Origin of the sequence: Cobetia sp. cqz5-12 (assembly GCF_016495405.1) — a bacterium.
In the GTDB taxonomy this organism is placed as follows: Bacteria; Pseudomonadota; Gammaproteobacteria; order Pseudomonadales; family Halomonadaceae; genus Cobetia.
Genome location: NZ_CP044522.1, coordinates 1,047,056 through 1,072,703, shown reverse-complemented (window position 1 = coordinate 1,072,703; position 25,648 = coordinate 1,047,056). Strand labels below are relative to the sequence as shown.

Here is a 25,648-nt window from a genome sequence, read left to right as displayed (position 1 = left end):
TTCAGCGATTGGTGCCGCGTTGGACGCAACCATGCGTCGCCAACATCCGACAGGTGCCGATGCCGGCCCAATGCAGACTGACGTCGCCACCTGTCGGCAATACAAGTCACTCCCCCGACCTGCCGAGAGAGTCGACTACCGCTATCGCTTGAGCACGTCATCACTTGAGCAAGCCGACTACAGCGCCTTGATTGCCATCGCATCCATGCCGAGACGACGCATCAGTCGCGGCCGGTAGAGTGCCTGCCGCTCAGGGCGCGCGGCATGCCAGCGCACGACCATCAGGCCCGCCGCCAACGAGAGCGCGAAGCCCAACGGCACCGCCAGGGTGCCAGCGCCCGCCAGCTGCTCGGCCACGATCCCCCCCAGCATGCCGCTGACCAGCGGCAGGCCATACAGCAGGCCCGCACTGCGCAGAAACGCCGACTCATCGATGCCGATCACCACCCGCTCACCCACCATCGGCAAGTCTTCGCCCGCCGGCACATGGATCAGCACGCGATGCGGCTTGCGACGGGAAAACTGGCTCAACAGGCCACTGCCACAGCTACTGCGCGCATTGCAGGCACCACAGGTGGAACGACGCTGGGTCTCGACCCAGACGCCTTCCTTGCCATGCCCCGTGACCTGCCCCTCTTCCTGCATCATCTTGCTGACTCCTGCAAAAACTCGCCGCGCACTGGCGACACATACGCGTAGAATAGCGTCATTCACGGCGGCAGTTCACGCGCCTCAGGCCCGATTCGCGCCTCAAAGACAGTCAAGCGCCCACGATACCATCAACAGGAGCCCGCATGAGCGACGCACCCCCATCCACTTCCCGCCTGGACCCGCTGCACGGCGTCACCCTCAAGGCACTGCTGACCTGGCTGGTGGACCACTACGGCTTCGAGACCCTGGGCGAGCTGATTCCCATCAACTGCTTCCTCAGCGACCCGAGCATCAACTCGAGCCTCAAGTTTCTGCGCCGCACGCCCTGGGCACGCGCCAAGGTCGAGGCACTCTACATCCAGACGGCAGATCGCTATCTGCATGACTGAGGCCGAGCGTGGTCACACCGGCAAGTGACGGCGCTGGCCGGACGCGACCAGGTCATGTGGGCGCAACCAGGATATACAGACAAGAAAAGAGGGGCGGCCATTGGCCGCCCCTCTTTTTTACGTTCATCCATGCTGCTTTCATCTGCCTAGGCAGCGAGGTCACGCAAGTCAGTCATCCCGCGAATGTTACTGGGCAACATCCTGCAGGCTGATCCACTCGCTGCGCTCCGGCACCGGGCCGCGCGAGGAATGCTGGCTCAGGTAGGCCTCGAGCAGGCGCCGCTGGGCGAGGTCCGCCGCGGCGACATTGCTAGACGACATGCCGGAATCGTAGCTGCCACTCTGCGGCGCCATGAACATCGGACGCGAGCTGGAGGGCGTCACGCCGACCTGCATCAAGCCGTTGTTGGCGCCGGGCTGCACCCACTGAGACGCCTCGGCATTCACCGACGGCTGGCTGACCTGACGCACGGTGCCTCCCTGGATGGCGGAACCACCCTGGTTGATGGAAGAGCCACTGGCAAGCTCTGCACCGCTGTTCACGCCGCCGGGCACCCCATTGTCACCGCCATTGAAGACCTGCACGCCGGTGATCACCATCACCGCGACACCTGCCGCGATGGCGGCGGAACCGGCAAAGGAGAACAGGCTGCGGCGCTCGGCTACGGGCGGTGCGCTCGCGGGAGCCTCACGGGAGATCAGCTCGACCTCAGCGCTGACCGCCGACGCGATATCCAGAGTGAAGGTACTTTCACGCTCACGATGCATGGCACTGCGCGCCAGGTGATAGCGGCGCCAGGTGTCTGCAGCCTCAGGAGACTCATCGAGCCCCTTGAGGACACGACGCAGATCCAGCTCGTCACCCTCCGCATCCATCAGCGCGGACAGCGACTCCTTCACGGATTCGGTGGTCTTCAGATTCATGCGTAAATACCCTCACACTCGTCAGATTGAACGACGACTTCAACCTGCACTCCTGGCAACAAATGGCGTCATTCACCATGGCGGCTGATGGCCCGGGCGGGCCAACGGCAAACAGCGTTACTGCGCTGTGGAAGAGGGGCTTTCGTGCCTGCCCCTCACCACTCGACTTTCCAGCGCTCATGCACGCAGTCGCTGAGCTACATGACTACTGAACAGTAAGAACACGCGCCGCACGGATTGTTCCGCCATTCGTTCAGAAAACATTCACTTTAGCTGCAAGATTTCGCCAAGCCACTGAGTTGATTGAATTTAACCAACAAAAATTTTTGTAGCTCTTCTCTCACAGGGGCGACGCAGAACAGCGACATCACTCGACGGCTGACACCGCCGCGGCGGGACTGACCAGCCCCTGGATCGCCTTGTCGACCGCTTCACGTGCGCGGAAGATACGCGAACGCACCGTGCCCACCGGGCACTGCATCACCTCGGCGATATCCTCATAGGACAGGCCATCGAATTCGCGCAGCGTGATGGCGGTGCGCAGGTCTTCGGGCAGCTTCTCGATGGCCTCGAAGACCACCTTCTCCAGCTCATCACGCGCCATGGCGGCTTCCGGCGTCTCGATGTCCGACAGGCGACCGGATTGATCGACCACCTCGGCATCGCCGATATCCATGTCGGTACCCGGCGGACGACGGCCCCGCGAGACCAGATGATTCTTGGCCGTATTGATGGCGATCCGGTACATCCAGGTATAGAAGGCACTCTCGGCCCGGAAGTTGGGCAACGCACGATAGGCCTTGATGAAGGCTTCCTGGGCGACATCCTGCACTTCTGAATGATCGTGTACGTAACGGCTGATCAGGCCGAGAATCTTGTGCTGATATTTCCTGACCAGCAGATCGAAGGCGCGGTTATCCCCTTTCTGGGCGCGCTCGACCAACTGCTGGTCCGTTTCATTGACACTCATTCACTCGCTCCCTCCGCGGGAGTGGAGGCACCGCTTGCGGACTCCACATCAGGAATCCCCGGGGCATCAGCACCTGACAGGAATTGCGACTCGCGCATGCGTTATCCGGCCCCTTTGATATTCGTAGTGATGGATGCGATGCCTGGCGCGGGGCGAAAAACCGCCCGGCGGCCCGCTGACGCGACCAAAATCAACGCACAGTGTTCCTGTTTATCATTTGTACGGCAAGACGCCATGCCGTCAAAGCCTCAGGTTTTGCGTGTTCACTCCTGTCATGACAGCGTTTGGCGACGCTGACACGTCAAAGCGTAACGATTTCTTTACAATTTACGCTCGCATTGACACCCACGGGCTTCAAGTCATCGCCACTCAGCTTGACAGTTGATTAAATTTGACCAAAGCACGCTGACAAGCCGGCATGCAGCAGATACCATGGACGTCATTCAGTACGCACAACACGGATGGCGGGCGCGAAGACGCTCGTCTGACTCTGCTAGCAGCCATGCAGACCGCACACCGCTCAGGACACTGTCATGTCAGAACAACACGTCAACAACCTCAACGTCCTGTCACAGGACGTGCTGATCACCCCCGAAGCGCTCAAGCAGGACATCCCGCTGACCGCCAAGGCCGAAGAGACCGTCATCGAAGGCCGTCGCACCATCCAGCGCATTCTGGACGGTGAAGACCCGCGCCTGCTGGTCGTGGTCGGCCCCTGCTCCATCCATGACCTGGACGCCGCCCGTGACTACGCGCGCCGCCTGAAGGTGCTGGCCGAGGAAGTGAAGGACAGCCTCTACATCGTGATGCGTGTCTACTTCGAGAAGCCGCGCACCACCGTCGGCTGGAAAGGCCTGATCAACGACCCGCATCTCAATGACACCTTCGAGATCGAGGAAGGCCTGCACATCGCGCGCGGCCTGCTGGTCGAACTGGCCGAGATGGGCCTGCCGCTGGCCACCGAGGCCCTCGACCCGATCTCCCCGCAGTACCTGCAGGACTGCATCAGCTGGTCCGCCATCGGCGCACGCACCACCGAATCCCAGACCCACCGCGAGATGGCCTCTGGCCTGTCGTGCCCGGTCGGCTTCAAGAACGGCACCGATGGCTCGCTGGATGTCGCCGTCAACGCCCTGCAGTCCGTGTCCCACGGCCACAACTTCCTCGGCATCAACCAGGCCGGTCAGGTCGCGATCATCCGCACCCGCGGCAACGCCTACGGTCACGTCGTGCTGCGTGGCGGCAACGGCAAGCCGAACTACGACAGCGTCAGCGTCGCGCTGGCCGAGCAGGAACTGGCCAAGGCCGGCGTCACCGCCAACCTGATGGTCGACTGCTCCCACGCCAACTCCAACAAGGACCCGGGCCTGCAGCCGCTGGTGCTGGAAAACGTCACCCAGCAGATCCTCGAGGGCAATCGCTCCATCATGGGTCTGATGGTCGAGTCGCACATCAACTGGGGCGCGCAGAAGATCAATGCCGACCGCAGCAAGATGGAATACGGCGTCTCCATCACCGATGCCTGCATCGACTGGGCGACCACCGAAGACACCTTCAAGACCATGGACGCCAAGCTCAAGGACGCCCTGCGCGCTCGCCTCGAGCAGCCTGCCGAAGCCTGAGCCAGAAGTCTAAGAGCATTGGTTTCAGACCGGCAGCATTGAATGAATGAAAAAGCCCCGCCGATTGGCGGGGCTTTTTTGTGGCCGCTGGGTCGACAGCTGACGGGCCAGCTCTGACCGTTCAGCCCTGCTCCATCAGTTCTGAACCATCAGTTCTGACGCACGCCATCGATCTCGCGCACGAAGGGCGGCAGTGCCTCGATCAACTGCTGACCATAACGCTTGGTCAGGATACGTCGATCAAGAATCGTGATACGCCCTTCATCGGCCTCCTTGCGGATCAGGCGGCCACAGGCCTGTACCAGCTTGATGGAGACATCCGGCACCGCGATACGCATGAACGGGTTGCCGCCCCGCGACTCGATCCACTCCGCCAGCGTCGCCCCGACCGGGTCATCCGGCACCGCGAACGGCAGCCGCGTGATCACCACGTGGGTCAAATACTTGCCGGGCAGGTCGATGCCCTCGGCGAAGCTCGCCAGCCCGAAGATGATGCTGCCACGCCCGCCATCCACCGCCTTGCGGTGCTGACTCAGCAGCTCATGCTTGGGCAGACGGCTCTGCGCCAGCACCCGCTTGCGCGTCTCGCCATCCAGCGCCTTGTTGACCGCCGCCAGCTGCTTGCGTGAACTGAACAGCACCAGTACCGCCTCGCGCACATCCAGCGCATTGACGAAGTCGACGATCGCCTGCTCATGCGGGCCAGGCGGCGACGGCTCCACCGCCTCGCGCGGAATGGCCAGCACCGCCTTGCCATAATCGAACGGGCTGGGTAGACGCTGATAGCGATAGCGATTGGCCAGGCCTGCGCGCTCCTGCAGGCGCTCGAAGCGATTGAGCGCCGTCAGGGTCGCGGACGTCAGCACTGCGCCGAAACAGGCGCCCCACAGGTGACGCGCCAGCGTTTCCGCGGCCGACACCGGGCTTGCCGAGACAGTCATCTCCGGCTCGCCATTGAAGCGCTCGAAGGTAAGCCAGCGCGCATGCGGCGGCCCATCGGCAGGGTCGCTCAGGCCGATGGCCTCCCACAGCGCATGGGCTTCCAGCGCACGCCCGTGCAGCAGGGCCACCAGCGGCAGCCAGTCCTCGGCATTCTCCTTGGGCAGCCCGGTGGCCTTCTCCGGGTCCAGGCTCTCACGCAGGATGTCGGCGATCTGCTCCAGCGCCCGCGACAGTTCCGCGAAGCCCTTGAGCAGATTGTGACCCAGCTCCTTGAGCGCCTCCGGTGCCTGACCGCGCTCGAAGCGATGATTGGTGACGTCCTCGCCAGCCCCATTGGGCAGATCCGCCAGCTGATGCCCCAGCCCGAACACCTCGCCCAGACGCGGCTCGATATCCGCCAGCAACTCGGGCATGCGCGCCAGCAGACGGCCAATGGTCGGCTGACTGCCCAGCGCCACATTCAGCTCGGTGAGCGACTTCTTGAGGTTGCCCAGCCAGCGCAGCGTCTGATTGATCGGCGTACGGTGATGGAAGTGATCCAGCGCCTTGTCGGGCAGATGGTGCGCCTCGTCGAAGACGTAGATGCAGTCACTGGGCGATGGCAGCACCAGCCCGCCACCCAGCGAGAGATCCGCCAGCACCAGGTCATGGTTGGCGACGATGATATCGGCCTGCTCCAGCTGACGACGGGCCCGGAAGAAGGCGCAGGCCGAGAAGTGGCTGCAGCGGCGATTGGTGCATTGACGATGGTCGGTGGTCAGACGCGCCCAGTCGCGGTCCTCGATCTGCAGTGGCCAGCTGTCGCGATCCCCTGCCCACTCGCCGCTGGCATAGTCCTCGGCCATCTTGCCGGCCAGCTCCACGAAGCCGCCGCCGTCGCTGGCGATCATGTCGCGCTCGAACAGCGCCATGGTCGGGTTGTCCTCGACACCCTCCAGCGCCTGATCCAGCTTCTGCACGCACAGGTAACGGCGACGCCCCTTGGCTAGCGCATAGTCGAAGGTCAGCCCCGAATGCTTCTTGAGCGCCGGCAGGTCCTGATGCATGACCTGCTCCTGCAGCGCGATGGTCGCGGTCGAGACCACCAGCCGCTTGCCACGCGCCTTGGCCACCGGCAGCGCGGAGAGCAGATAGGCCAGCGTCTTGCCGGTACCGGTACCGGCCTCCAGCACGCAGACATGCTCGTTGCCGAGGCGATAGCCTTCCGGATTCTGCTCGATGTTGCCCAGGGTGCGCGCGATCTCGGCGATCATCAGCCGCTGCCCGTAACGCGGCGTCAGCTCAAGACCCTCGAGCAACTTGCGATAGGCGCCCTGAATCTCGCCCTTGAGGCTATCTTCCAGCATTGCGTGTCTCTCTCCTCAACTGGCCATCCACCCCTGACCCACGACATCCGGTCGACAACAACTGGCGACTGGCTGCTTGTCGTCAAACCTGCGGGTCATGGAGCGCAAGACGGCGAACAGCCTGAGCTGTCCGCCGTCTTTGCGTGCTACTGCCATCTACCTCGTCTGCCCTGCGCGACCGGCCACCTTTCTGTGACCGGTCGGAGGCAAGCAGACGTTACAGCAGGCCCTGGGGTGGCTGCTGACGCGGCAGCGTTTCCTGCAGGTAGTCTTCGATTTCCGGCAGTGAGAAGACATCTTCCTCACCGACGAAGCTGATCAAGGTCACATCGCTGAAGCTTGCACGGTGGACGTAGTCTTCCGGCACTTCCGGCAGCGTGAAGTTGATCGCATGGGTCGCGTCCTCGAGTGCGAAGCCACGCCCGGCGACATCGCTGACCACCAGCACCTTGAGCTTGCCGTTGCGGAAGGCCTCATGGGCTTCCAGGCGCTCGGTCTGGGTCTCGGCACCGGACATCACCGCCGACTCGATACCGGCCTCCTTGAGCGCGGCGTTGATCTTGCGCACCAGCCCACGGCTGTTGCCGAAGACCACGGAGCGCTCCATCTCGCCCTGCTTCACCAGATTGATCAGCAGACGCAGCTTGTCATCATCGCTCACGGTGTAGGTCTGCACGGCGTCGTTGTCCGCCGCGATGGCAGCCGTCGCTTCGTGCTCGACCGCGACCTGAGTCGCCTCATGCGTCCACTGCTCGGCCAGCCCCAGCACGTCGGAAGACAGCTCGGCGGAGAACAGCAGCGTCTGGCGCTCTTCGGGACGCGGTGTGGCGCGGATGATGCGCTTGACGTCGGGAATGAAGCCCATCGACAGCATGCGGTCCGCTTCATCGACCACCAGCACCTCGGTCTCGGAGAGATCGACATCGCGCTTGGTGTGAAAATCGAGCAGGCGGCCTGGCGTGGCGACCAGCAGGTCGACCTTGCGCTCGAGGCGTTCACGCTGCTTCTGGTAGTCCATGCCACCCACCACGCAGGCCACCGAGATGCGCGCGAATTCGGAGAACGCCTTGGCGTCCTTCTCGATCTGCAGCGCAAGCTCACGGGTCGGCGCGATGATGACGGCACGCGGTGCGCCCGGCTTCTGGCCTTCCGGCGCCTTCTCTTCCAGGAAGTAGGCCAGGGTGGCGATCAGGAAGGCGGCGGTCTTGCCGCTGCCGGTCTGGGCACGGCCGACCACGTCACCACCCAGCAGCGCCTTCTCGAAGGTCTGGGCCTGGATCGGGGTGCAGTATTCAAAGCCGGCCTTCTGGATGGCACGCATCAGCGGCAGCGGCAGATCGAAATCATGGAAGCGCCACTGACCGGCGACCGGCGCGACCGGAAACTGATCGAGGTTCCACTTGGACTGGGAGCGACGCGGCTTGCGACGACGACGCTTGGGCTTTCTCGGCTTCTGGTTCGGGTCCTGCGGCTCTTGCTGAGTCTGCTCAGCGGCTGGCTGGGTCTGATCCGTCTCGCTCATGTAATCCGTTCTTTTCAAGGGTTCATATGCGACAGGCGCGGGTCGTTCTCGGAATCTCGCCGTGACAGGCCACACCCGGTTGGTTCGTCATGCCCAGTCGTCTCACCTGGTTCGCCTGACTCGCGCCTGATGCGCGGTAGTCTCGGGCTGCATGCGCCTTTACCGGATTGGGAGCCATTCCCTGCACTTCTGCGGCGACACCCCCTGGGTGTGCGTCTCCGAGGCCACGCAGGCCTCGGGTGCAGAAGGACACGAATGCTCTCACCTGTTCTTGACGGATTCACGCATCCAGCGCTCCCCTGCCCGAATGTTCGGCAAGGGACTGGAGCGGACGTCTGCCATGAGGGTCTGCTCACGTGGCACCGGTCATGTCATCGCCGGGCTCACGCAACGGACAGGCTCACGGGTCGCCACAAGGACGGCCGATACTGCGTGTCGGTCGAAAGGACTTCTTCATCGGGCGGGCATCAGGCTGCCGGGCAACCTTGGCCACGCCACGGGACAGTTCGCCGCCGCCCGTCTGTCTATCTGTCTTACTGTGTGGGCCGGGGCGGCGTACCTGCCAGGGTCATTCAGGTAACACTCATATATTGCATATTGCATATTGCATATTGCATGTCGCTGGCACGGGCAATGGCAGCAAGACTGGCGCGTCCGGCAAGCCGTTGTCTCTGACATGCGTGAGGGGAAGCGTGCCCCGAGGGGTAGGCGACTCGCCATCGTGCATGAGACACAAGGCGCCGGTTCAAGCGGCCAGTCACGCACCTCACCTGCGGGCAGCGACGATAACGCCGACATATTGTACCAGCCCGCCGGCGTCTTCGCGCCCCTGCATCATGACGCTCTCGGCGCGAGACATCCTCGCGTGCACGACACGCGATGCGTCTCACCACGAGCCCCTCATGGCACCCGCCCCATGCAGGCTGGTAGAATGCCCGACAACTGATGCGGTTGCCCGCGTGCCGCGGCCTTGCCGTGCGACTCAAGGCTGGCGACTGCCGACACCGAACAGGAAAGCCCGAAGATGACACGTAGAAAGAAGAGCCGCTCCATCGCCGACAAGGTGCAGATTCGTACCGGCCGCCGCAAGGACTTCAAGAAGTGGCGCGCCGAGAACCCGGACCAGGTCCATTCCGGCCCGCGTTACGTGGCCAAGAAGAAGGACCAGCGCAAGTCCCAGGCTGCCGCCAAGCTGGAGCGCATGAACGCCGCGCCGCTGTTGCCGCTGCACCCTGATGCGCCGACGAAGGAAGACAGCTCCTCCAAGGATGATGGTGGAGGCGAAGCGTGATGCGCCTGATTTCCTTCAACATCAACGGCATCCGTGCGCGTCCGCATCAGCTGGAAGCGCTGATCGAGACGCATCAGCCGGAAGTCATTGGCCTGCAGGAAACCAAGGTGCAGGACAGTGAATTCCCCCACGCGCACATCGAGGCGCTGGGCTATCACGTGGTGTGGCACGGCCAGAAGGGCCACTACGGCGTCGCGATGCTGACCCGTCAGGTGCCGAAGAAGGTGCACTACGGCATGCCGGATGACGACGAGGATGCCCAGAAGCGCATGATCGGCGTCGAGATCGACGGCCCGAACGGCGAGCCGCTGATCGTCTACAACGGCTACTTCCCCCAGGGCGAGAATATCGAGCACCCGGTGAAGTTCCCCTACAAGACGCGCTTCTATCAGCAGCTGTTCCGCCTGCTGGAAGAAGACCACCAGCCCGAGCAGCATGTGGTGGTGATGGGCGACTACAACATCTCGGCCACCGACCGCGACATCGGCATCGGCGAGCCCAACCGCAAGCGCTGGCTGCGCGAAGGCAAGACCAGCTTCCAGCCCATCGAGCGCGAGTGGATGGAGCGCCTCTATGCCTGGGGCCTGACCGACAGCTTCCGCCACGTGCACCCGGAGGTCGATGACCAGTTCAGCTGGTTCGACTACCGCTCACGCGGCTTCGAGCGTGAGCCCAAGCGCGGCCTGCGCATCGATCTGATCATGACCAGCCCCGGCCTGACTCCGCTGATCAAGGATTCCGGTGTCGACTACGCACTGCGCGGCATGGAAAAGCCGTCGGATCACGCCCCGGTGTGGACCGATATCGGCTGATACGCTGAGCAACGCCAGTGCCAGACACGCAAACGCCGCCTTTCCCGTCTCAGGACGATCAGGAAAGGCGGCGTTTGCGTTGCAGTGATGCTCAGACAGCGCTGGATCGCCAGCCTCTCACGTCATCAGCGCTGAGCAACGGACTTCAGCCAGGCATCGGCCCCTTCAGCGCCACGCGCCTGAGCCTTCTTGAAGGCTTCACGCGCAGGGTCGAACTGCTCCAGCTGACTGGCGACCACGCCGGAGAGCAGCCAATGACGCGCCGAGTCATCGCCACGCTCACCGGCCGCAGCCAGCGCCTGCTGCGCTGCTTCCCAGCGGCCCCAGTCATAGGCAAGCTCGGCATACTGCCGGGCATCCTCGAGCGACTGGCTCTGCTGCGAGACGGCTGCCCATGCCTTCAGCGCGTGCTCGACATCGCGCGCCGCCGTCCAGGCCTGCGCCAGCTGGCGACGCAGCGCCGGGGTGTCTTCAAGCAGCGGCTGCCCCTCAGGCGTCGCGGATTTCGAAAGCCCCGCCTCGATCAGCTCCGCCGCCCGCGCCGGCGCACCGGCCGCCAACTGCAGGTCGACCCGCTGCTGGTAGGCGTCACTGCCGCCGACGATCCCCGCCGCCCACGCCGCTTCCCAGGTACTGGCGGCGCGGGTGTTCTGGTTGAGGCGCTGATAGAGCGCCACGGCACGCTGCCAGTCCTGCGGGTCACGTGACTCGCCCAGCCCCTGCTCGACCAGCGCCACCGCCGCGCCATGGCGACCGGTCTGCTGATAGACGCTGACGGCCAGCTTCAAGCGATCGCCGCTCGGCGCACTCGCCTTGCTGGCACGCTCCAGCCAATCCTCGGCGCGCGCCCAGTCACCTCGATTGGCCTCCAGACTGACCGCCAGCCACAGGTCATCGGCACTCGCCGAGCCACCGTGCAGATACTCCGCCAGACGAGCGATACCGCTGTCGCGCTCACCGGCGCGCAGGCGCAGCATCGCTTCACGTCGCAGCCATTCGCGAGCCTGGGAGGCATTGACTCCCGGCAAGCGACGCGCCTCGGCATACAAGCGTGCCGCCTGGGCCTGATCGCCCTGGCGTGCACGGGCACTGGCCGCCAATGACAGATACAGCGCGCGCACCTCGCCGCGCTGGCGCTTGGCCTCACGCTCGGCGCGCTCACCGACCGCGTCATAATCGCCTTCATCCAGCCGTGATTGCAGCGTGCGCAACTGCCCCGCCACTTCGGCGGAGACGCGCGTCGCCGCATGGGCCGCACTGATGCCACCGACTTCCATCATCAGCATCAGACAGGTCGAGACCAGTGTCACGCGGGTGAGTCGGCGCCCGCCGCGTGTCAGCAGCTGGCGCGCCCGGGCCATCAGGCCTCGCGATCGCTCAGCGCTGTCGGCGTCCTGCGGCGGTGTGGATTTCGCTACCATGAGTCTTTCCTCTTGCGTTCATCCGCTGCCATGACCCGGCGCATTGCCGATAAGTCCACGGCCTCGGAGATGACGACATATGACACACATCAGACACCCGATGAAAGTCCGCGCCATGGGGTCATGGGTTGCCTCAACGCAACTGGAACTCGAGCCGCTGGCGCGCCTGACGCGCATTGCCCGCGGCCGGGAATTCCCAGCGCGCGATCGCCTTCATCGCCGCCCGATCGAACACGCCCGACGGCTCGGCACGCACCACTCGCAGCGAGCCGCCATCGACATTGCCATCCGGACGAATCACGAAGGCCACCTCGACGAAGCCCTCGATACCGCGGCGACGCGCGCGACTCGGATATTCGGGCGCGGTGCGTACGGTGGGCCGCGGTGAACCACCCTGCGCCGCCGGGGCTGCCCTGGGCTTTGACGGCTTCGCCGCGACCTGTGATGACGTGTCAGACGCCGACTGCGCCGATGAAGCGGCCTCGGCCTGGCTGGCGACCGCCTTGGGTTCCGGCTTGGCCTTGGGTGCAGGCTTGGGCGTCGGTTTCGGCTTGGGGGTCGGTTTGGGCGGACGCTCGACTTCCAGCGGCGGCAGGCTGTCATCCATGGTCAGCTCTGGCGTCGGCGGCAATGGCGTCTTGACCTCCGGAATCGCCACCGGGCTTGTCGCCTTGGGCGCCGGCATCGGGGCTGCCTTGGGTGGCGGCGGTGGCTCGGCAGGCGGTGTCGGCAGACTTTCACTCGCCGCGGGTGCGGGCTGCGGTGCCTCTTCAGGTGCCTGGACGGTGGAGACCGACAGAGGCTCCGGTGGCGGCGTGTCGTTCACCGGCGGCGCGACCAGCAAGGCCAGCGCATAGAACAGCACCAGCGCCAGCAAGGCGCCGCCGACAAGCCCGACGAGTCGATTGGCATACAGGCGTCGCGTCATGTCATTCGCCCTTCGAGGCGGCGACCGCGATGTCCTGCACACCCGCATTGCGCAGCGCATCCATCGTCTCGACCAGCAGGCCGGTCTGTGAGCGGCTGTCGGCCTGAATCACCACCGGCTGACCATCGGCAAGGTCGGCCACGGCGTCGCCGACGCGATGGGCATCCACCGGCTTGCCGTCGACCCACACCGCGCCCTCGGCGGTGATGGCGACCATGACCGCCGCATCGGGGCGCGCCGTGGCATTGGAGGCTTCCGGACGCTGGATCTCGACCCCGGACTCCTTGACGAAGCTGGTGGTGACGATGAAGAAGATCAGCATGATGAAGACGACATCCAGCATCGGCGTCAGATTGATCTCGCCGCTGTCTTCCGCGGCCTCCATGCGACGTCTACGCATGTGGTGTCTCGCTTGTATCAGAGGAGGAATCAAAGCCGTTCGCAGCGGACATGCCGGAACGTGCATCGTCGACGGCGCGCGCCAGACGGTCGTGCAGGCGCTGGTCTTCACGACGCACCACGCGCTCGAAACGCGTGACGAACATCAGGCCCACCACCGCGACCGCCATGCCGGCCAGCGTCGGCAGCGTGGCGCGAGCCACACCGTCGGCCATGGCACGCGCCTGGCCGGTGCCGGCGATCGCCAGCGAATCGAAGACATGGATCATGCCGGTCACGGTGCCCAACAGGCCTGCCAGCGGGCAGATCAGCACCAGCAGCTTGAGCCACGGCAGCGGCGCGCGCAGACGTGACAGTAGCTCACGGGTCAGTACTTCACGATGGGTGAGCGCCGACCAGCTGTGGTGCTCGCTGCGCGCCACCCAGTCATGGATCAACTGCTGACGCGCCGGACGGTGCACAAGCCGCCAGTAGAGGCCGCGTTCCAGCGCCAGCCCGAACAGCACCATGGCGATCAGGCAGATCACCACGATCAGCGGGCCACCGCTTTCCACCAGCCGCATCACTGGCGCGAAGCCACCGCTCAGCAAGGAAGAGGCGGCCAACGAATCAGGCATGCTCGGTATCCCGCTGACGCGCCGCCGCGCTGGCAGCCTTGCTCGGAGCGCGCTTCTCGAGGTGGTCGGCCAGACGTGCACTGGCACGGCCCTCGAGGCGGCCCATCAGGCCCTTGGACAGACTGGAAAGCCCGGTCTGGGCGAACAGCAGCGGCACGGCGGTCACCAGACCCAGCACGGTGGTCACCAGCGCCTGGGAGATACCGCCGGCCATCAATTTCGGGTCGCCGGTACCGAAGACGGTGATCGACTGGAAGGTGCCGATCATGCCGGTCACGGTACCCAGCAGCCCCAGCAACGGCGCGATGGCAGCCAGCAGCTTGACCAGTGCCTGGCCGCGTTCGAGTTTGGGCTGCTCTGCCAGCAACGCCTCGTCGAGACGGGCTTCAAGCGCTTCCGGCTCGTGGTCGTGGCGCATGCCTTCAAAACGATGCAGTACACGACCCAACGGGTTGTCATCGCGGAGCTGGCTCAAGTCGGCCTCCTGACGCTTTACCGCACGACGGGTCAGCGACAGGCGCACCAGCTGGATCAGCGCGATGATCAGGCCCAGCACGCCCAGGCCGACGATGACGTAACCGACGGCACCGCCCTGCTTGAGGCGTTCACCGAGACGTGGCGCCCGCGCCAGCGCCTGGGTGACATCGCCACCGGTGGGGTCGAAGCTCAGGCGATCACTGTCACCGGCATCGAAGGCCGCCAGCTGCTTGCGAATGCGCAGCGGCGTGGTGCCTGCAAGACCGAGAGTTTCCAGCGCCGAGGGGCCATCCACGGCCTTGTCTTCCGACAGCGGTGCCAGCAGGTGGTGACCACTGAAGGCCATCTGCTCGCCGACGCGCACGATCTCACGTGGCTTGATGCTGCCATCCGGCCCGGCCAGCGGCGCCTGGAAGCGCAGCGCGCGACCGCTTTCGGTGGCGATGCTGCGAATGTCCGCGGTCAGGGCGGCGAGACGCTCGCGGCCCGGCACCTCATCACGCGGCCCCAGGTCCGGCAGACGCGCCTGACCGCCGACCAGCAGCCAGTTGCCCGCCAGCGCCTCACGCGTCTCGCGGGCATGCTTGCGCGCCACCTCGAAGACCTGACCGAGATCGCCCTGCTGGGCCTGACGCTCTTCATCCAGACCGCTGAGAGTCGCCTGTTGCTCCTGCGCTTCGGCCTCGAGGGTCGCGCGCGTCTCGCGCAGGCTGTCACGCCGCGCCTCGGCCTCGCTGACCGCCGCTTGCAGTGCCTCGCGATCCGACAACAGGGCGTCGAGACGCACCTGGTCGCGGCTTTCGGCCTGACTGGCCGCCTGTTCGAACTGCTCGACGCTCAATGACTGCTCGGCACTGCCGGTCGCCGCCAGCAGGGCGGGAGATGACAACGTCAGCAGCCCCAGGGTGCCGGCCGTCAGCAACAGGCGTGACAGAGACGCACGTGGCGCTTGTGAATTCGTCGCCATCAGCTGGACTCCTGCGCGGTACGAGTAGTGGTGGTGCGTGTGCTGGTGACTGCCGCGGCAGCCTGATCGGCGCTCTTGAGCGCGGACTGCGTCAGGCGCCCCTTCGGCGCCAGCTCGACGTCCTCGACCGGCACCGACAGCGGCAGAGTCACCAGTGACGGTGCCTGCTGGTCACGCGCCATGCTGATGCCCTTGCGCAGCGCCTCCAGGCCACTGTCATCCAGCACCTGCCAGCTGCCATTTCTGGCCTGCCAGGCGCCGCCATGCTGACCATCCAGCGTCAGGTAATAGAGACCGACGCGGCCGACACGCAGATACTGCACCTCGGTGTCTTCTCCGCCGACAAGCCCTGCGCGCCAGGTATCGAAGCCCTGACCGTAGCTCAGCTCCTGCTGCCAGGCGTTGAGCAGTTGATCGAGGCGCTCGTCATTGCTCAGGCTGGCATTGGAAAGGTTGTCACGCAGACGCTGGACGCGCGCGAGGCGCTCGTCCTTGAGAAACGGCAGGTCCTGCTCGATGAAGTCCTCAAGCTCCTCGACCTGCTGACGCAGCAGGCCCGGCAGCGACTCACGCGTGGCCTCGAGATTCTCCAGCGCCGTGCGCTGGCGCTCGATACGCGCCGCGCGGTCAGCATTCAGCGGCGTCAGTTCCGCGGTATAGCTTTCCAGACGCGCGGCTTCCTGACGCGCTTCGCGTAGGCGCACCAGCAGCGCACGCGTCTCGTCATCGGCGGCGTCGATGCGCGCCTGCAGCTCACGCTGGGTTTCCTGATGAGTGGCGGCACTGTCACGCAGTGTCTCGGCATGCGCCGGCAATGCGGCGGCTGTCAGCGGTGCAAGCAGCACCAGCGCCGGGAGCAGGCCACCGAGGGCTCGCACGCACGGGAGGGGGAAAGAAGTCGAACGCCGCACGGACATCTCCTGAAGAACTAGGCTTGGTTGCATCCTCGGTCGCCTGCCAGGCCGCTAGTGGCTTCCGAGTGGAAATGCAAATCACTGGCATGGACGGTATTACAAACAAGAACAATTATCAATTGATCTTGCCTCGCCCTGCCCCCTCATCAGGCTCTGAAACCTGCAATGCAGCGTTGCACTTTCTCCTGAAGCGCTCACCCCTGACCTCCCCAGCCATTGTCCGCAGACACAAAAAAACGCGACCCGCCGAAGCGGGTCGCGTTGATTGGCCAGGCCACCTAGCGGTGTCTCGGCCTCAGCCTTGCGGGGCGTTGCTCAGAGCTTGCCTTCCAGCTCCGGCAGTACCTCGAACAGATCCCCGACCAGGCCGTAATCCGCGACCTGGAAGATCGGCGCTTCGTCGTCCTTGTTGATCGCGACGATGACCTTGGAGTCCTTCATGCCCGCCAGGTGCTGGATCGCGCCGGAGATGCCGACGGCGATGTAAAGATCCGGCGCGACGATCTTGCCGGTCTGGCCGACCTGCATGTCGTTGGGCACGAAGCCGGCATCGACGGCAGCGCGTGAAGCACCGATGGCGGCGCCCAGCTTGTCGGCGATACCGTTGAGCAGCGCGAAGTTCTCACCGTTGCCCATGCCGCGGCCACCGGAGATCACCACCTTGGCGGAGCCAAGCTCAGGGCGCTCGCTTTCGGCCAGGGTTTCCTCGACGAAGCTCGAGACGCCTGCATCCTCGACCACGTCCACGGCCTCGATAGCCGCCTGTCCGTCGAGCGCGACCGGATCGAAGCCGGTGGCACGCACGGTGATGACCTTGAGCACATCGTCACTCTTGACGGTGGCGATGGCGTTACCGGCGTAGATCGGGCGCTGGAAGGTATCGGCGCTCTCGACGGCGATGATCTCGGAGATCTGCGCCACGTCCTTCAGTGCCGCGACACGCGGCATGAAGTTCTTGGCAGTAGTGGAGGCACTGGACAGCACGTGGCTGTAGTCATCGGCCAGCGCCACGACCAGTGCCGACAGGTTCTCGGCCAGCTGATGGGCGTAGACGGCATTGTCGGCGACACGCACACGCGCGATGCCGGCAAGCCTGGCGGCCTGCTCGGCGACGGCGCCTACGCCCTCACCGGCGACCAGCACGTCGATATCGCCCCCGATGGCGGTTGCGGCTGCCACGACACTCGCGGTGCTGCCGGTCAGCTGGCCATCATGATGATCGGCAATGACGAGAATGCTCATGAGATCACCTTTGCTTCGTTCTTGAGTTTGTCCACCAGCTCATCGACGGAGCCGACCTTGATACCGCCCTGACGCTCGGCCGGCGGCGTGACCTTGACCAGTGACACCTTGGAAGCCGTGGAGACACCCAGCTCTTCCGGCGTCTTGACGTCCAGCGGCTTCTTCTTGGCCTTCATGATGTCCGGCAGCTTGGCGTAGCGCGGCTCATTCAGGCGCAGGTCAGTGGTGACCACCGCCGGCAGGTTCAGCTTGACGGTCTGCAGACCGCCATCGATCTCGCGAGTGACGTTGACGCTCTCGCCATCGACGACCACCTCGGAGGCGAAGGTCCCCTGCCCCATGCCGGTGAGTGCCGCCAGCATCTGACCGGTCTGGTTGTTGTCGGCATCGATGGACTGCTTGCCGAGAATCACCAGGCCGGGCTGTTCTTCCTCGACCACCTTGGCCAGCAGTTTGGCCACGCCCAGCGAGTCGACGGCATCATCGGTCATCACCTGCACGGCGCGATCGGCACCCAGCGCCAGCGCGGTACGCAGCTGTTCCTGGGCGGCCTTCGGGCCGATGGTGACGGCCACGACTTCGGTCGCCACGCCTTTTTCCTTCAGACGCACCGCTTCTTCGACGGCGATCTCGCAGAAGGGGTTCATGGCCATCTTGACGTTGGTCAGATCGACGTCAGACTGGTCAGCCTTGACGCGAATCTTGACGTTGTAATCGATGACGCGTTTCACCGCGACGAGTACTTTCATGGTGTCCTCGCTGATTTCTCATGGAGTACCAGTGACCGTGAGGCCGCCAGCGCTCGATTCATGCAAGCGTTTGATAGGTGAATATCTTCCACAGATGACCGTGATGACAAGTGTCTCGCCACGATATCCGCTGGCACCCGACGGATGAAGTCAGCCAGACCGGCGTGGTTTTCACTGTCCGGGAGCCGCCATTCTCATGCGGGCATCTTGCGCAGAATTGGCTGCCGGGGTCAAACCTGACAATCACTCTCAACACGCCCGAGCGTGAAACCCACAGGGCGATTTCCTGCAACGTCCCCGGTGGCTATTACGTCAGACCCAAGCATAATAAACAAACGGTCGTTTTAAATGCTACTGTTGCGGCATGCTATGCGGCTGCTTCGCGCCAGCGCCTTGTGTCGAGCGGCCGATCGTCCGTGCAGGACATGGCGAGCCAGCGTGAGTCGCACCCCTATTTTCACTCCGGCGAGTCGTGCCCTGACGCACGCCGCGCCGGAGGTTCACTGCCCAGCGAACGGCCGTGGCCGTTCGTGACACGCCCGCCCCGCCGGATCCGCGGGGCCCTGACGGCGCAAAGATTGAGGAGACGGGTCATGGAACGCGAATTCATGGATTTCGACGTGGTCATCGTCGGTGCCGGCCCTTCCGGCCTGGCGGCGGCCTGCCGGCTGATGCAGCAGGCCAATGCGGCCGAGCAGGAGCTGACGGTCTGCGTGGTCGAGAAAGGTTCTGAAGTCGGCGCGCACATCCTGTCCGGCGCCGTGCTCGAACCGCGTGCACTGACCGAGCTGTTCCCCGACTGGGCCGAGCGCGGTGCACCGCTCAAGACGGCCGTCACCCGTGACGAAGTCGTGCTGCTCAAGGAGGACCAGAAAGCGCAGGTCATTCCCAATGCGCTGGTCCCCAGGACCATGCACAACGATGGCAACTACATCATCAGCGCCGGCAACCTGACGCGCTGGCTGGGCGAACAGGCCGAGGAGCTGGGCGTCGAGATCTTCCCGGGCTTCGCCGCCCAGGAAGTGCTGCATGGCGAGGATGGCACGGTGCGCGGCATCGTGGTCGGTGACATGGGCGTGGCCGCCGATGGCAGCGAGAAGGATGGTCATATGCCGGGCATGGAGCTGCGCGGCAAGTACACCCTGTTCGCCGAGGGTTGCCGTGGCCACCTGGGCAAGCAACTGATCTCGCGCTTCTCCCTCGACAGCGAGGCGGATGCCCAGCACTACGGCATCGGCTTGAAGGAGCTGTGGGATGTGCCCGCCGAACAGCACCAGCCGGGGCTGGTGGTACACGGCAGCGGCTGGCCGCTCAAGGGCAACGCCGAAGGCGGTTTCTTCCTCTACCACACCGATGACCAGCAGGTGGTGGTGGGACTGATCGTCGATCTCGCCTACGACAATCCGTACCTGTCGCCCTTCGATGAATTCCAGCGCATGAAGCAGCACCCGACTCTGGCCCGCCATCTCGAGGGCGGCAAGCGTGTCTCCTACGGGGCGCGTGCCATCGCCAAGGGCGGCCTCAACTGCCTGCCCAAGATGAGCTTCCCGGGCGGCCTGCTGATCGGCTGTGACGCCGGCACCCTCAACTTCGCCAAGATCAAGGGTCTGCACACCGCGATGAAGTCCGGCATGCTGGCGGCGGAAAGCGTGTTCGACGCCATCAAGAACGGAGACGAAGGCGGTGAAGACCTGGTCGACTTCGGCAAGCGCTTCAAGGACAGCTGGGCCTATGAGGAGCTGGACGCCTCGCGCAGCTTCGGCCCGGCCATGCACAAGTACGGCACCTTCCTGGGAGGCGCCTACAACTTCCTCGACCAGCTGACGGGCGGCCGCCTGCCGACCCTGCATGACACCACGCCGGATTACGCGCGCATGCGCCCGGCGGCTGAGTGCACGAAGATCGAGTACCCCAAGCCGGACGGCAAGCTGTCCTTCGACAAGCTGTCCTCGGTGTTCCTCTCCAACACCAACCACGAGGAAGACCAGCCGTGTCACCTGCGCCTGTCCGACCCGGATCTGCCGGTGCGTGACAACCTGCCGCGCTATGCCGAGCCTGCCCAACGCTACTGTCCGGCCGGTGTCTACGAGATCGTCGAGGAAGCCGGTGAGCCGCAGTTCCAGATCAATTTCCAGAACTGCGTGCACTGCAAGACCTGTGACATCAAGGACCCGGCGCAGAACATCACCTGGGTCGCACCGGAAGGCGGCGGTGGCCCCAACTACCCCAACATGTAAGCCCCTGCTCCCCACCAGCTGACAACGCCGCCACGGCCCTGCCGTGGCGGCGTTGTCGTGTCTGCCTTCTCTCTCATCCCTCAGCGCAGCGCCTGCAGACGCCTTGCGCCCCGTGGGCGCTTCTTGTGTTATTCCAAAACAATCTCAAAACGATTGTTGATATAACAGCCTCTCGGTAGCACATTGGCTTCCCTCGAATTCAGACTCACGCCATCGCTTCGGAGCCATCATGTCCGTCACACGCCAGATATTGCTCGCCCTGGGGCTGGGCATTCTCAGTGGCCTTGCCCTGAACGCCGGGGCAGGCGCTCTGCCCGAAGGCAGCGTCGCCTGGCTCGACAGCCACCTGCTGACACCGGTGGGCCAGATCTTCCTGCGTCTGCTGCAATTCGTGGTGGTACCGATGGTGTTCGGCGCCCTGATCATGAGCCTGACCAACCGCGAAGGCGGTGCCGATGTCGGTCGCCATGCCGGACGCCTGCTGGGCAGTTACGTGGTCACCAGCGCCGTGGCGCTGACGCTGGGCATGCTGGTCGCACATTGGCTGATGCCGGGCAGCGGCGCCGAGAGCCTGGTGGATTCCGCACCTGAAGGTCGCAACGCCGACAGCATCGCCCAGTGGCTGGTGGGTCTGGTACCCAACAACCCCTTCACCGCGCTGGGTGGCGGCGGCCTGCTGCAGGTCATCTTCGCGGCTGCCCTGATCGGGCTGGCGATGCGCGCCCTGCCACAGGAAAGCGCACCGCTGCATCGCGTGATCGAGAGCGGTTACACCGTCAGCCTCAAGGTACTGTCCTTCGTGCTCAAGCTGGCGCCGGTGGGGGTCTTCGCGCTGATCACCTCGGTGATCGCCACCCAGGGGCTGGACCTGCTGATGCGCCTGGGCATGTACGTGATCGGCCTGATCATCGCGCTGGCGCTGATGGCACTGCTCTATCTGGTGCTGCTGGCCGTCACCGGTGCCCGCCCGCTGGCCTTCGTGCGCCACTTCGGCCAGAGCCTGGGCTTCGCCTTCGGTACCGCAAGCTCCGGCGCGACCCTGCCGCTGGCGCTGGGCAATGCCCGCGACTACGGCATGAATGACTCCCTGGCCAGCTTCGCACTGCCCTTCGGCACGGCACTCAAGCGGGATGGTGCCGCCGTGATGCAGGGCTTCAATGCGCTGTTCGTGGCGCAGCTGTTCGGCATCGATGTCACCACCTCGTTGGTGCTCACCGTGTTCACCACCGGCCTGCTGGTCAGCTTCTCCACGGCAGGCGTGCCGGGTGCGGGGCTGGTCGCGATGACCACCGTACTGGGTGCTGCAGGCCTGCCACTGGAAGGTGTGGCAGTGGTCGCCGGGGTGGACCGCTTCACCGATGGCCTGCGCACCGCCCTCAACGTGATGGGCAACTGCGCCAACGCCGCCCTGCTGGAGCGCTTCGATTCGCGCAAGCCCGCCGCACAGCCCAGGACGCAAGCGTAAGCACGCACGCAAAGAGTCAGGCAAAGCGCCCCACAAACGACAACGCCCGCCAGAGAAACCTCTGCCGGGCGTTGTCGTGTCTGAAAGGCCGTCATCGCGCTGGCGCGTGCGGCGACTTCTCGCTGGCCTCACCGGTGGCGACCGGGCGCGCGGGATCACTGATCCAGTCACTCCAGGAGCCGGCATACAGCCGCGGCAGAGGCAGACCGGCGATCGCGAAGGCCAGGATGTTCTGACAGGCACTGATGCCGGAACCACAGTAGGCGATCACCCCACTCTCTGCCGGCAACAGGCTGCGCAATTCACGCACCAGGCTCATGCGGTCCTTGAAGCGACCATTGGCTTCCAGATTGCTGGGGGTCGGTCGGCAGAATGCGCCGGGGATATGGCCTGCCACCGGATCGACCGGCTCCTGCTCACCGCGAAAACGCGCCTCGCCGCGGGCATCCAGCAAGCTGTCATCCGTGGCGGCCACCTGCTCGGCACTGACCAGCAGGCTGTCATCAAAGCTTGGCTGCCAGTCGCTGGGCGTGGGGGTCACCGGTTGGGCAGGTGCACGCTTGAGCTCGCCCATGGCCTGATTCCAGGCCTGAATGCCGCCATCCAGCACCCGCACATCCGGATGCACGGCCCAGGTCAGCATCCACCACAGCCGCGCCGCCGCCATCTGGCCGCCCATGTCGTCATAGACCACCACCTGCTGCTCAGGCGTGATGCCGAGGCGGCGGAACAGCTCGGCCGTCGCCTGATGTGACGGCAGCGGATGCCGCCCGCCCACACCGTCCTCGCGCACGGCGGCCGACAGATCGCGGTCCATATCGACATGGATGGCACCCGGCAGATGGCCTTCACGCCACAGACGCTCGCCGGCTCCCCCATCATCGAGACGCGCACGGCAATCCAGCACCACGGGCGACTTGAGGCCCGCCATCGCCAGCTGAGTCACCAGCTGACTGGCATCGATCAGGGGTGCCTGGCGCTGGTCCGGCACCAGCAGCGATGAGGCGGAGACGGAGGCTGCCGCCAATGCGGCAGGATCGGGATACTGAGCCATGGAAACTCCTTTTCGGGCAGACGAAGATGCGCTGCAGGCATGATGGCGCTCGGCGCAAGGCTTGGCAATCGCGCTGCCTTGTCGCCCGAGTCTCAAGTCCATTGTCACAAGGGTCACAAGACTGTCAGCGGGGCGCGCGTGGCGATCAGGCGGCGCTTGTTGCCATCGGCGAAGCGCACCTCGATCAGCGGATTGGCCTCATTGCCGGAGACCTCTTCGATCACCCCCTCCCCGAAACTCTCGTGGCGCAAGCGCTGACCGACCTCCCAATCACCGACGCGTCGCAGCACGGCCGGCTCGCCACGTGGAGAGCAATTGCCCTGTCGAGCGCCGCGAGCATAGGTGCCGCCAGAGCTTGACTGGCCTTGTGCAGTCGACTTGCTGGCCGGCTTGCCCGGGGACTTGGCGGCCTTCTTCGGCAGCGCTTCCAGCGTCGGTGGCGTGATGCCGTGGCGTGCCAGAGGCAGTCGCGCCAGATAGGCCTCGCCAAGTGCCGGTGCCGCCACACGCAGGCGCTCATCGCTGCCGTCCGCTGACTCGCGGGCGGCCTCATCACCGTCCTCGGCCTGCAGACGGGCGAGTCTGGCACGCTTGCCGGCACCGTGAATCCAGTCGCCGAGGCGGGTGCAGTCCTCCACGCACAGCTCGGCCAAGAAGCGGCTTGGCGTATGCGTGCCGCCGTCACGCCACAGGTGCAGCTGCTCGCGAGCACGCGTCACGCCGACGTAGCACAGGCGTCGCTCCTCCTCGAGGCGCTCCGGCGACAGCGGGTTGTCACGCGAGTAGGCCGGGAAGTCTTCCTCGTTCATGCCCCACAGCCCCACCAGCGGCCACTCCAGCCCCTTGGCCCCGTGCACCGTGGTGATCAGCACGCCGTCGGCGGCGTCCTCGACCGGATTGCGCAGCAGATTGATGAAGGCGTCGGGGTCATTGGCAAGCTCCCCCGCCTGCTCGATCAGCACATCCAGCAGGCGTACATCTTCCTCGCCCTTGTCACGCCGGGCCGCGGCACGGCGCAGCACCTTGTCGGCTTCCAGCTCATCGACCACATGGCGCAGCAGCCGCGCGGGCGCCCAATCGCCCAGCGCAGGCAGATCGCACAACAGCTTCCAGCGCTTGTGCAGGTTGCGGCGTTGCAGCGGCTTGAGCCCCTCGAGGATAGGGTCTTCCTTGCGTGGCCAGCGCTGGCTGTCGGCCAGTTGCTGACACAGACGCTCGAGGCGCTCGCGCGCGACGAAGGCGGTGGGCTGGGTGAACAGCAGCAGCAGGTGCGCCGGGTCGCGCAGACGCGTGGCATCACGCGCCAGCTCCAGATAGCCCGCCAGCGCCTGCACCAGCGGCAGGCGGAACACGAAGCGATCCCCCTGCCCCAGTCGGAAGGGAATGCCGGCCTTGAGCAGCTGCAACTGCACCGGTACCGACAGCGCCCAGCTGCGCACCAGCACGGCGGCCTCGGCGCCACTGCGCCCCGACTCTCGCCAGGCCGTGAGCGCCGCGACCAGACTGGCGGCGCCCTGGCCTTCGAACAAGCGCGTCGGCGGCGTGCCGGGCGCGGCCAGACACAGCTGGTCCGGACGGCGCGCATTGGCGGCGATGGCGTGATTGGCCGCCAGTGCCAGACGGTGACCGTGGCGGAAGGTATAGCTGAGCGGGAAATCCAGTGGCGCGGCGAAGCTCTCGGCGAAGCGCGTCAGCATGTAGTCAGGCCGCGCGCCACGCCACTCGTAGATGCACTGGTTGGCATCCCCCACCGCCATGACTTCTGCCAAGGCGCCGGAGGCTGCGGGCGACACTTCGCCGGGCGAGGAGGCTTTGCCGAGCGACGACTCGCCGGGCGACGACTCGCCGAGCGACGCCTCGCCTGTTGGCGCACCCGCCAGCAGCGCCAGCATGCGCTGCTGCGCCTCATTGATGTCCTGATACTCATCGATGATGACGTGCTGCAGATGCCCCTGGATGCGCGCGCGGGTCTCGGGCTCCCTCTCCAGCTGGCGCAGCGGCCGGTAGAGCAGATCGGCATAGGTCATCTGGCCGTACTGCTCGAGCAGCTGCTCAAGCTGGGCGAAGGACTCGACGAAGTGGCCGGTGTGCTCGCCGAGGTTCATGCGCTCGTACAGCAGCGTCGGCTCGCACATCTCGGCCTTGACCAGATCACAGAACTGGGCGAGCGCTTCAAGGCGCTCGCCTTCCAGCGCTGCCTCACGATCGGCGCGATCGGCATCGCCCAGCGCACGCTGGGCGGCCTGCTTGAGCAGACGCTCCAATGCCCAGTCCTGCTGGATGAGTTCGCGCGGCTCGAGGCTGCCCCAGCGCACCAGAGTGGTGGTCAGGCGATGGCCGATGGAGTGGAAGGTGCGGATGTCGGGCAGCCGTGTGCCCGGCGGGGCCGACTGCGCCAGCTTGGCGACGAAGTCCTCACGCGCCGAGCGGTTGAACATCAGCACCAGAATCCGCTGCGCCGGTATGCCTTCCGCCAGCAGGCTCAGCACCCGCGCCACCAGCGTGGTGGTCTTGCCCGACCCCGCCACCGCCGCCACCCGTGCGTGTCGTCCGCGATGTGCCACCACGGCGCGCTGCTGATCCGTCAATCGCTGCGTCAGCTGATCGACGGCCAGCGCCAGTGGCGATGCTGCGGAATCTGCCCCAAGGGGCGCGGCGCTGTCGGGCTCGATGGGAGGAAGTGGTGACGACATGAAGACCTGCAATGGC

Annotated in this window: 21 protein-coding genes; 6 read left to right on the top strand and 15 right to left on the bottom strand. The window is 65.2% G+C overall.

Annotated elements, in window-relative coordinates; translation table 11 throughout:
- Positions 1-177: 177 nt before the first annotated feature.
- On the bottom strand, positions 178-648 hold the full coding sequence (locus tag F8A90_RS04595; protein WP_054554989.1) for a SoxR reducing system RseC family protein: 471 nt from the start codon (positions 646-648) through the stop codon (positions 178-180).
- Positions 649-794: 146 nt separating this feature from the next.
- Here F8A90_RS04595 and F8A90_RS04590 point away from each other — a divergent pair, with 146 nt between their 5' ends.
- Entirely contained in the window at positions 795-1,040 is a 246-nt protein-coding gene (locus F8A90_RS04590) for a VF530 family DNA-binding protein (protein ID WP_043331871.1), read from the top strand.
- A gap of 186 nt (positions 1,041-1,226) precedes the next feature.
- Here the strand turns inward: F8A90_RS04590 and F8A90_RS04585 are convergent, their stop codons facing one another.
- Together F8A90_RS04585 and rpoE are read right to left on the bottom strand one after the other, a co-directional pair.
- Positions 1,227-1,964, bottom strand: coding sequence for a sigma-E factor negative regulatory protein (locus F8A90_RS04585; protein WP_200019203.1), 738 nt, complete (start codon positions 1,962-1,964; stop codon positions 1,227-1,229).
- A gap of 367 nt (positions 1,965-2,331) precedes the next feature.
- Positions 2,332-2,934 carry an RNA polymerase sigma factor RpoE gene (gene rpoE, locus F8A90_RS04580; RefSeq protein WP_043331873.1) on the bottom strand — a complete coding sequence of 201 codons (603 nt, stop codon included), beginning with the start codon at positions 2,932-2,934 and terminating at the stop codon, positions 2,332-2,334.
- Positions 2,935-3,467: 533 nt separating this feature from the next.
- Between rpoE and F8A90_RS04575 the strand changes: the two genes are divergently transcribed.
- Positions 3,468-4,556 carry a 3-deoxy-7-phosphoheptulonate synthase gene (locus F8A90_RS04575; protein WP_043331875.1) on the top strand — a complete coding sequence of 363 codons (1,089 nt, stop codon included), beginning with the start codon at positions 3,468-3,470 and terminating at the stop codon, positions 4,554-4,556.
- 149 nt (positions 4,557-4,705) lie between these two features.
- Here F8A90_RS04575 and dinG read toward each other — a convergent pair whose 3' ends face one another.
- Both dinG and F8A90_RS04565 read right to left on the bottom strand, forming a co-directional pair.
- Positions 4,706-6,844, bottom strand: coding sequence for an ATP-dependent DNA helicase DinG (gene dinG / locus F8A90_RS04570; protein WP_200019202.1), 2,139 nt, complete (start codon positions 6,842-6,844; stop codon positions 4,706-4,708).
- Positions 6,845-7,061: 217 nt separating this feature from the next.
- On the bottom strand, positions 7,062-8,366 hold the full coding sequence (locus F8A90_RS04565; protein WP_131431459.1) for a DEAD/DEAH box helicase: 1,305 nt from the start codon (positions 8,364-8,366) through the stop codon (positions 7,062-7,064).
- Between the two features lie 1,024 nt (positions 8,367-9,390).
- Here F8A90_RS04565 and F8A90_RS04560 point away from each other — a divergent pair.
- Positions 9,391-9,657 (top strand): hypothetical protein, encoded by a 267-nt coding sequence (locus F8A90_RS04560; RefSeq protein WP_200019201.1) that lies wholly within the window; start codon positions 9,391-9,393, stop codon positions 9,655-9,657.
- Entirely contained in the window at positions 9,657-10,469 is an 813-nt protein-coding gene (xthA, locus tag F8A90_RS04555; protein ID WP_200019200.1) for an exodeoxyribonuclease III, read from the top strand. Before F8A90_RS04560 ends, xthA begins: the two co-directional genes overlap by 1 nt.
- A gap of 125 nt (positions 10,470-10,594) precedes the next feature.
- Here xthA and F8A90_RS04550 read toward each other — a convergent pair whose 3' ends face one another.
- From F8A90_RS04550 to F8A90_RS04515, 8 genes are all read right to left on the bottom strand, one after another.
- Positions 10,595-11,890 (bottom strand): hypothetical protein, encoded by a 1,296-nt coding sequence (locus tag F8A90_RS04550; RefSeq protein WP_200019199.1) that lies wholly within the window; start codon positions 11,888-11,890, stop codon positions 10,595-10,597.
- Between the two features lie 133 nt (positions 11,891-12,023).
- A complete protein-coding gene (locus F8A90_RS04545) occupies positions 12,024-12,818 on the bottom strand; it encodes an energy transducer TonB (RefSeq protein ID WP_200019198.1) in 795 nt (264 codons plus the stop codon).
- Position 12,819: 1 nt separating this feature from the next.
- Positions 12,820-13,218 (bottom strand): ExbD/TolR family protein, encoded by a 399-nt coding sequence (locus F8A90_RS04540; protein ID WP_043331884.1) that lies wholly within the window; start codon positions 13,216-13,218, stop codon positions 12,820-12,822.
- Positions 13,211-13,834 (bottom strand): MotA/TolQ/ExbB proton channel family protein, encoded by a 624-nt coding sequence (locus tag F8A90_RS04535; protein ID WP_082388107.1) that lies wholly within the window; start codon positions 13,832-13,834, stop codon positions 13,211-13,213. The genes F8A90_RS04540 and F8A90_RS04535 overlap by 8 nt, the downstream gene beginning before the upstream one ends.
- Positions 13,827-15,278, bottom strand: a complete 1,452-nt coding sequence (locus F8A90_RS04530; RefSeq protein WP_200019197.1) for a MotA/TolQ/ExbB proton channel family protein — start codon at positions 15,276-15,278, stop codon at positions 13,827-13,829. The genes F8A90_RS04535 and F8A90_RS04530 overlap by 8 nt, the downstream gene beginning before the upstream one ends.
- Positions 15,278-16,189: a DUF3450 domain-containing protein gene (locus F8A90_RS04525; protein WP_233593444.1), complete on the bottom strand. Its 912-nt coding sequence runs from the start codon at positions 16,187-16,189 to the stop codon at positions 15,278-15,280. Before F8A90_RS04525 ends, F8A90_RS04530 begins: the two co-directional genes overlap by 1 nt.
- Before the next feature lie 318 nt (positions 16,190-16,507).
- On the bottom strand, positions 16,508-17,434 hold the full coding sequence (locus F8A90_RS04520) for an electron transfer flavoprotein subunit alpha/FixB family protein (protein ID WP_200019196.1): 927 nt from the start codon (positions 17,432-17,434) through the stop codon (positions 16,508-16,510).
- Entirely contained in the window at positions 17,431-18,183 is a 753-nt protein-coding gene (locus F8A90_RS04515) for an electron transfer flavoprotein subunit beta/FixA family protein (protein WP_166019293.1), read from the bottom strand. The genes F8A90_RS04520 and F8A90_RS04515 overlap by 4 nt, the downstream gene beginning before the upstream one ends.
- Before the next feature lie 593 nt (positions 18,184-18,776).
- Between F8A90_RS04515 and F8A90_RS04510 the strand changes: the two genes are divergently transcribed.
- Positions 18,777-20,420: an electron transfer flavoprotein-ubiquinone oxidoreductase gene (locus F8A90_RS04510; protein WP_200019195.1), complete on the top strand. Its 1,644-nt coding sequence runs from the start codon at positions 18,777-18,779 to the stop codon at positions 20,418-20,420.
- 229 nt (positions 20,421-20,649) lie between these two features.
- A complete protein-coding gene (locus tag F8A90_RS04505; protein WP_166019291.1) occupies positions 20,650-21,885 on the top strand; it encodes a dicarboxylate/amino acid:cation symporter in 1,236 nt (411 codons plus the stop codon).
- Between the two features lie 91 nt (positions 21,886-21,976).
- On the opposite strand, the gene F8A90_RS04500 is transcribed toward F8A90_RS04505, so the two are convergent.
- Both F8A90_RS04500 and F8A90_RS04495 read right to left on the bottom strand, forming a co-directional pair.
- Positions 21,977-22,939, bottom strand: a complete 963-nt coding sequence (locus F8A90_RS04500) for a sulfurtransferase (protein ID WP_233593443.1) — start codon at positions 22,937-22,939, stop codon at positions 21,977-21,979.
- A gap of 113 nt (positions 22,940-23,052) precedes the next feature.
- Positions 23,053-25,632, bottom strand: a complete 2,580-nt coding sequence (locus tag F8A90_RS04495) for an ATP-dependent helicase (protein ID WP_233593442.1) — start codon at positions 25,630-25,632, stop codon at positions 23,053-23,055.
- Between the last annotated feature and the right edge of the window lie 16 nt (positions 25,633-25,648).

Excerpts from the sequence above, each read along its gene's own strand:
- F8A90_RS04595 (WP_054554989.1), bottom strand. The coding sequence starts at position 648 with ATGATGCAGGAAGAGGGGCAGGTCACGGGGCATGGCAAGGAAGGCGTC.
- F8A90_RS04590 (WP_043331871.1), top strand. The coding sequence starts at position 795 with ATGAGCGACGCACCCCCATCCACTTCCCGCCTGGACCCGCTGCACGGC.
- F8A90_RS04585 (WP_200019203.1), bottom strand. The coding sequence starts at position 1,964 with ATGAATCTGAAGACCACCGAATCCGTGAAGGAGTCGCTGTCCGCGCTG.
- rpoE (WP_043331873.1), bottom strand. The coding sequence starts at position 2,934 with ATGAGTGTCAATGAAACGGACCAGCAGTTGGTCGAGCGCGCCCAGAAA.
- F8A90_RS04575 (WP_043331875.1), top strand. The coding sequence starts at position 3,468 with ATGTCAGAACAACACGTCAACAACCTCAACGTCCTGTCACAGGACGTG.
- dinG (WP_200019202.1), bottom strand. The coding sequence starts at position 6,844 with ATGCTGGAAGATAGCCTCAAGGGCGAGATTCAGGGCGCCTATCGCAAG.
- F8A90_RS04565 (WP_131431459.1), bottom strand. The coding sequence starts at position 8,366 with ATGAGCGAGACGGATCAGACCCAGCCAGCCGCTGAGCAGACTCAGCAA.
- F8A90_RS04560 (WP_200019201.1), top strand. The coding sequence starts at position 9,391 with ATGACACGTAGAAAGAAGAGCCGCTCCATCGCCGACAAGGTGCAGATT.
- xthA (WP_200019200.1), top strand. The coding sequence starts at position 9,657 with ATGCGCCTGATTTCCTTCAACATCAACGGCATCCGTGCGCGTCCGCAT.
- F8A90_RS04550 (WP_200019199.1), bottom strand. The coding sequence starts at position 11,890 with ATGGTAGCGAAATCCACACCGCCGCAGGACGCCGACAGCGCTGAGCGA.
- F8A90_RS04545 (WP_200019198.1), bottom strand. The coding sequence starts at position 12,818 with ATGACGCGACGCCTGTATGCCAATCGACTCGTCGGGCTTGTCGGCGGC.
- F8A90_RS04540 (WP_043331884.1), bottom strand. The coding sequence starts at position 13,218 with ATGCGTAGACGTCGCATGGAGGCCGCGGAAGACAGCGGCGAGATCAAT.
- F8A90_RS04535 (WP_082388107.1), bottom strand. The coding sequence starts at position 13,834 with ATGCCTGATTCGTTGGCCGCCTCTTCCTTGCTGAGCGGTGGCTTCGCG.
- F8A90_RS04530 (WP_200019197.1), bottom strand. The coding sequence starts at position 15,278 with ATGGCGACGAATTCACAAGCGCCACGTGCGTCTCTGTCACGCCTGTTG.
- F8A90_RS04520 (WP_200019196.1), bottom strand. The coding sequence starts at position 17,434 with ATGAGCATTCTCGTCATTGCCGATCATCATGATGGCCAGCTGACCGGC.
- F8A90_RS04515 (WP_166019293.1), bottom strand. The coding sequence starts at position 18,183 with ATGAAAGTACTCGTCGCGGTGAAACGCGTCATCGATTACAACGTCAAG.
- F8A90_RS04510 (WP_200019195.1), top strand. The coding sequence starts at position 18,777 with ATGGAACGCGAATTCATGGATTTCGACGTGGTCATCGTCGGTGCCGGC.
- F8A90_RS04505 (WP_166019291.1), top strand. The coding sequence starts at position 20,650 with ATGTCCGTCACACGCCAGATATTGCTCGCCCTGGGGCTGGGCATTCTC.
- F8A90_RS04500 (WP_233593443.1), bottom strand. The coding sequence starts at position 22,939 with ATGGCTCAGTATCCCGATCCTGCCGCATTGGCGGCAGCCTCCGTCTCC.
- F8A90_RS04495 (WP_233593442.1), bottom strand. The coding sequence starts at position 25,632 with ATGTCGTCACCACTTCCTCCCATCGAGCCCGACAGCGCCGCGCCCCTT.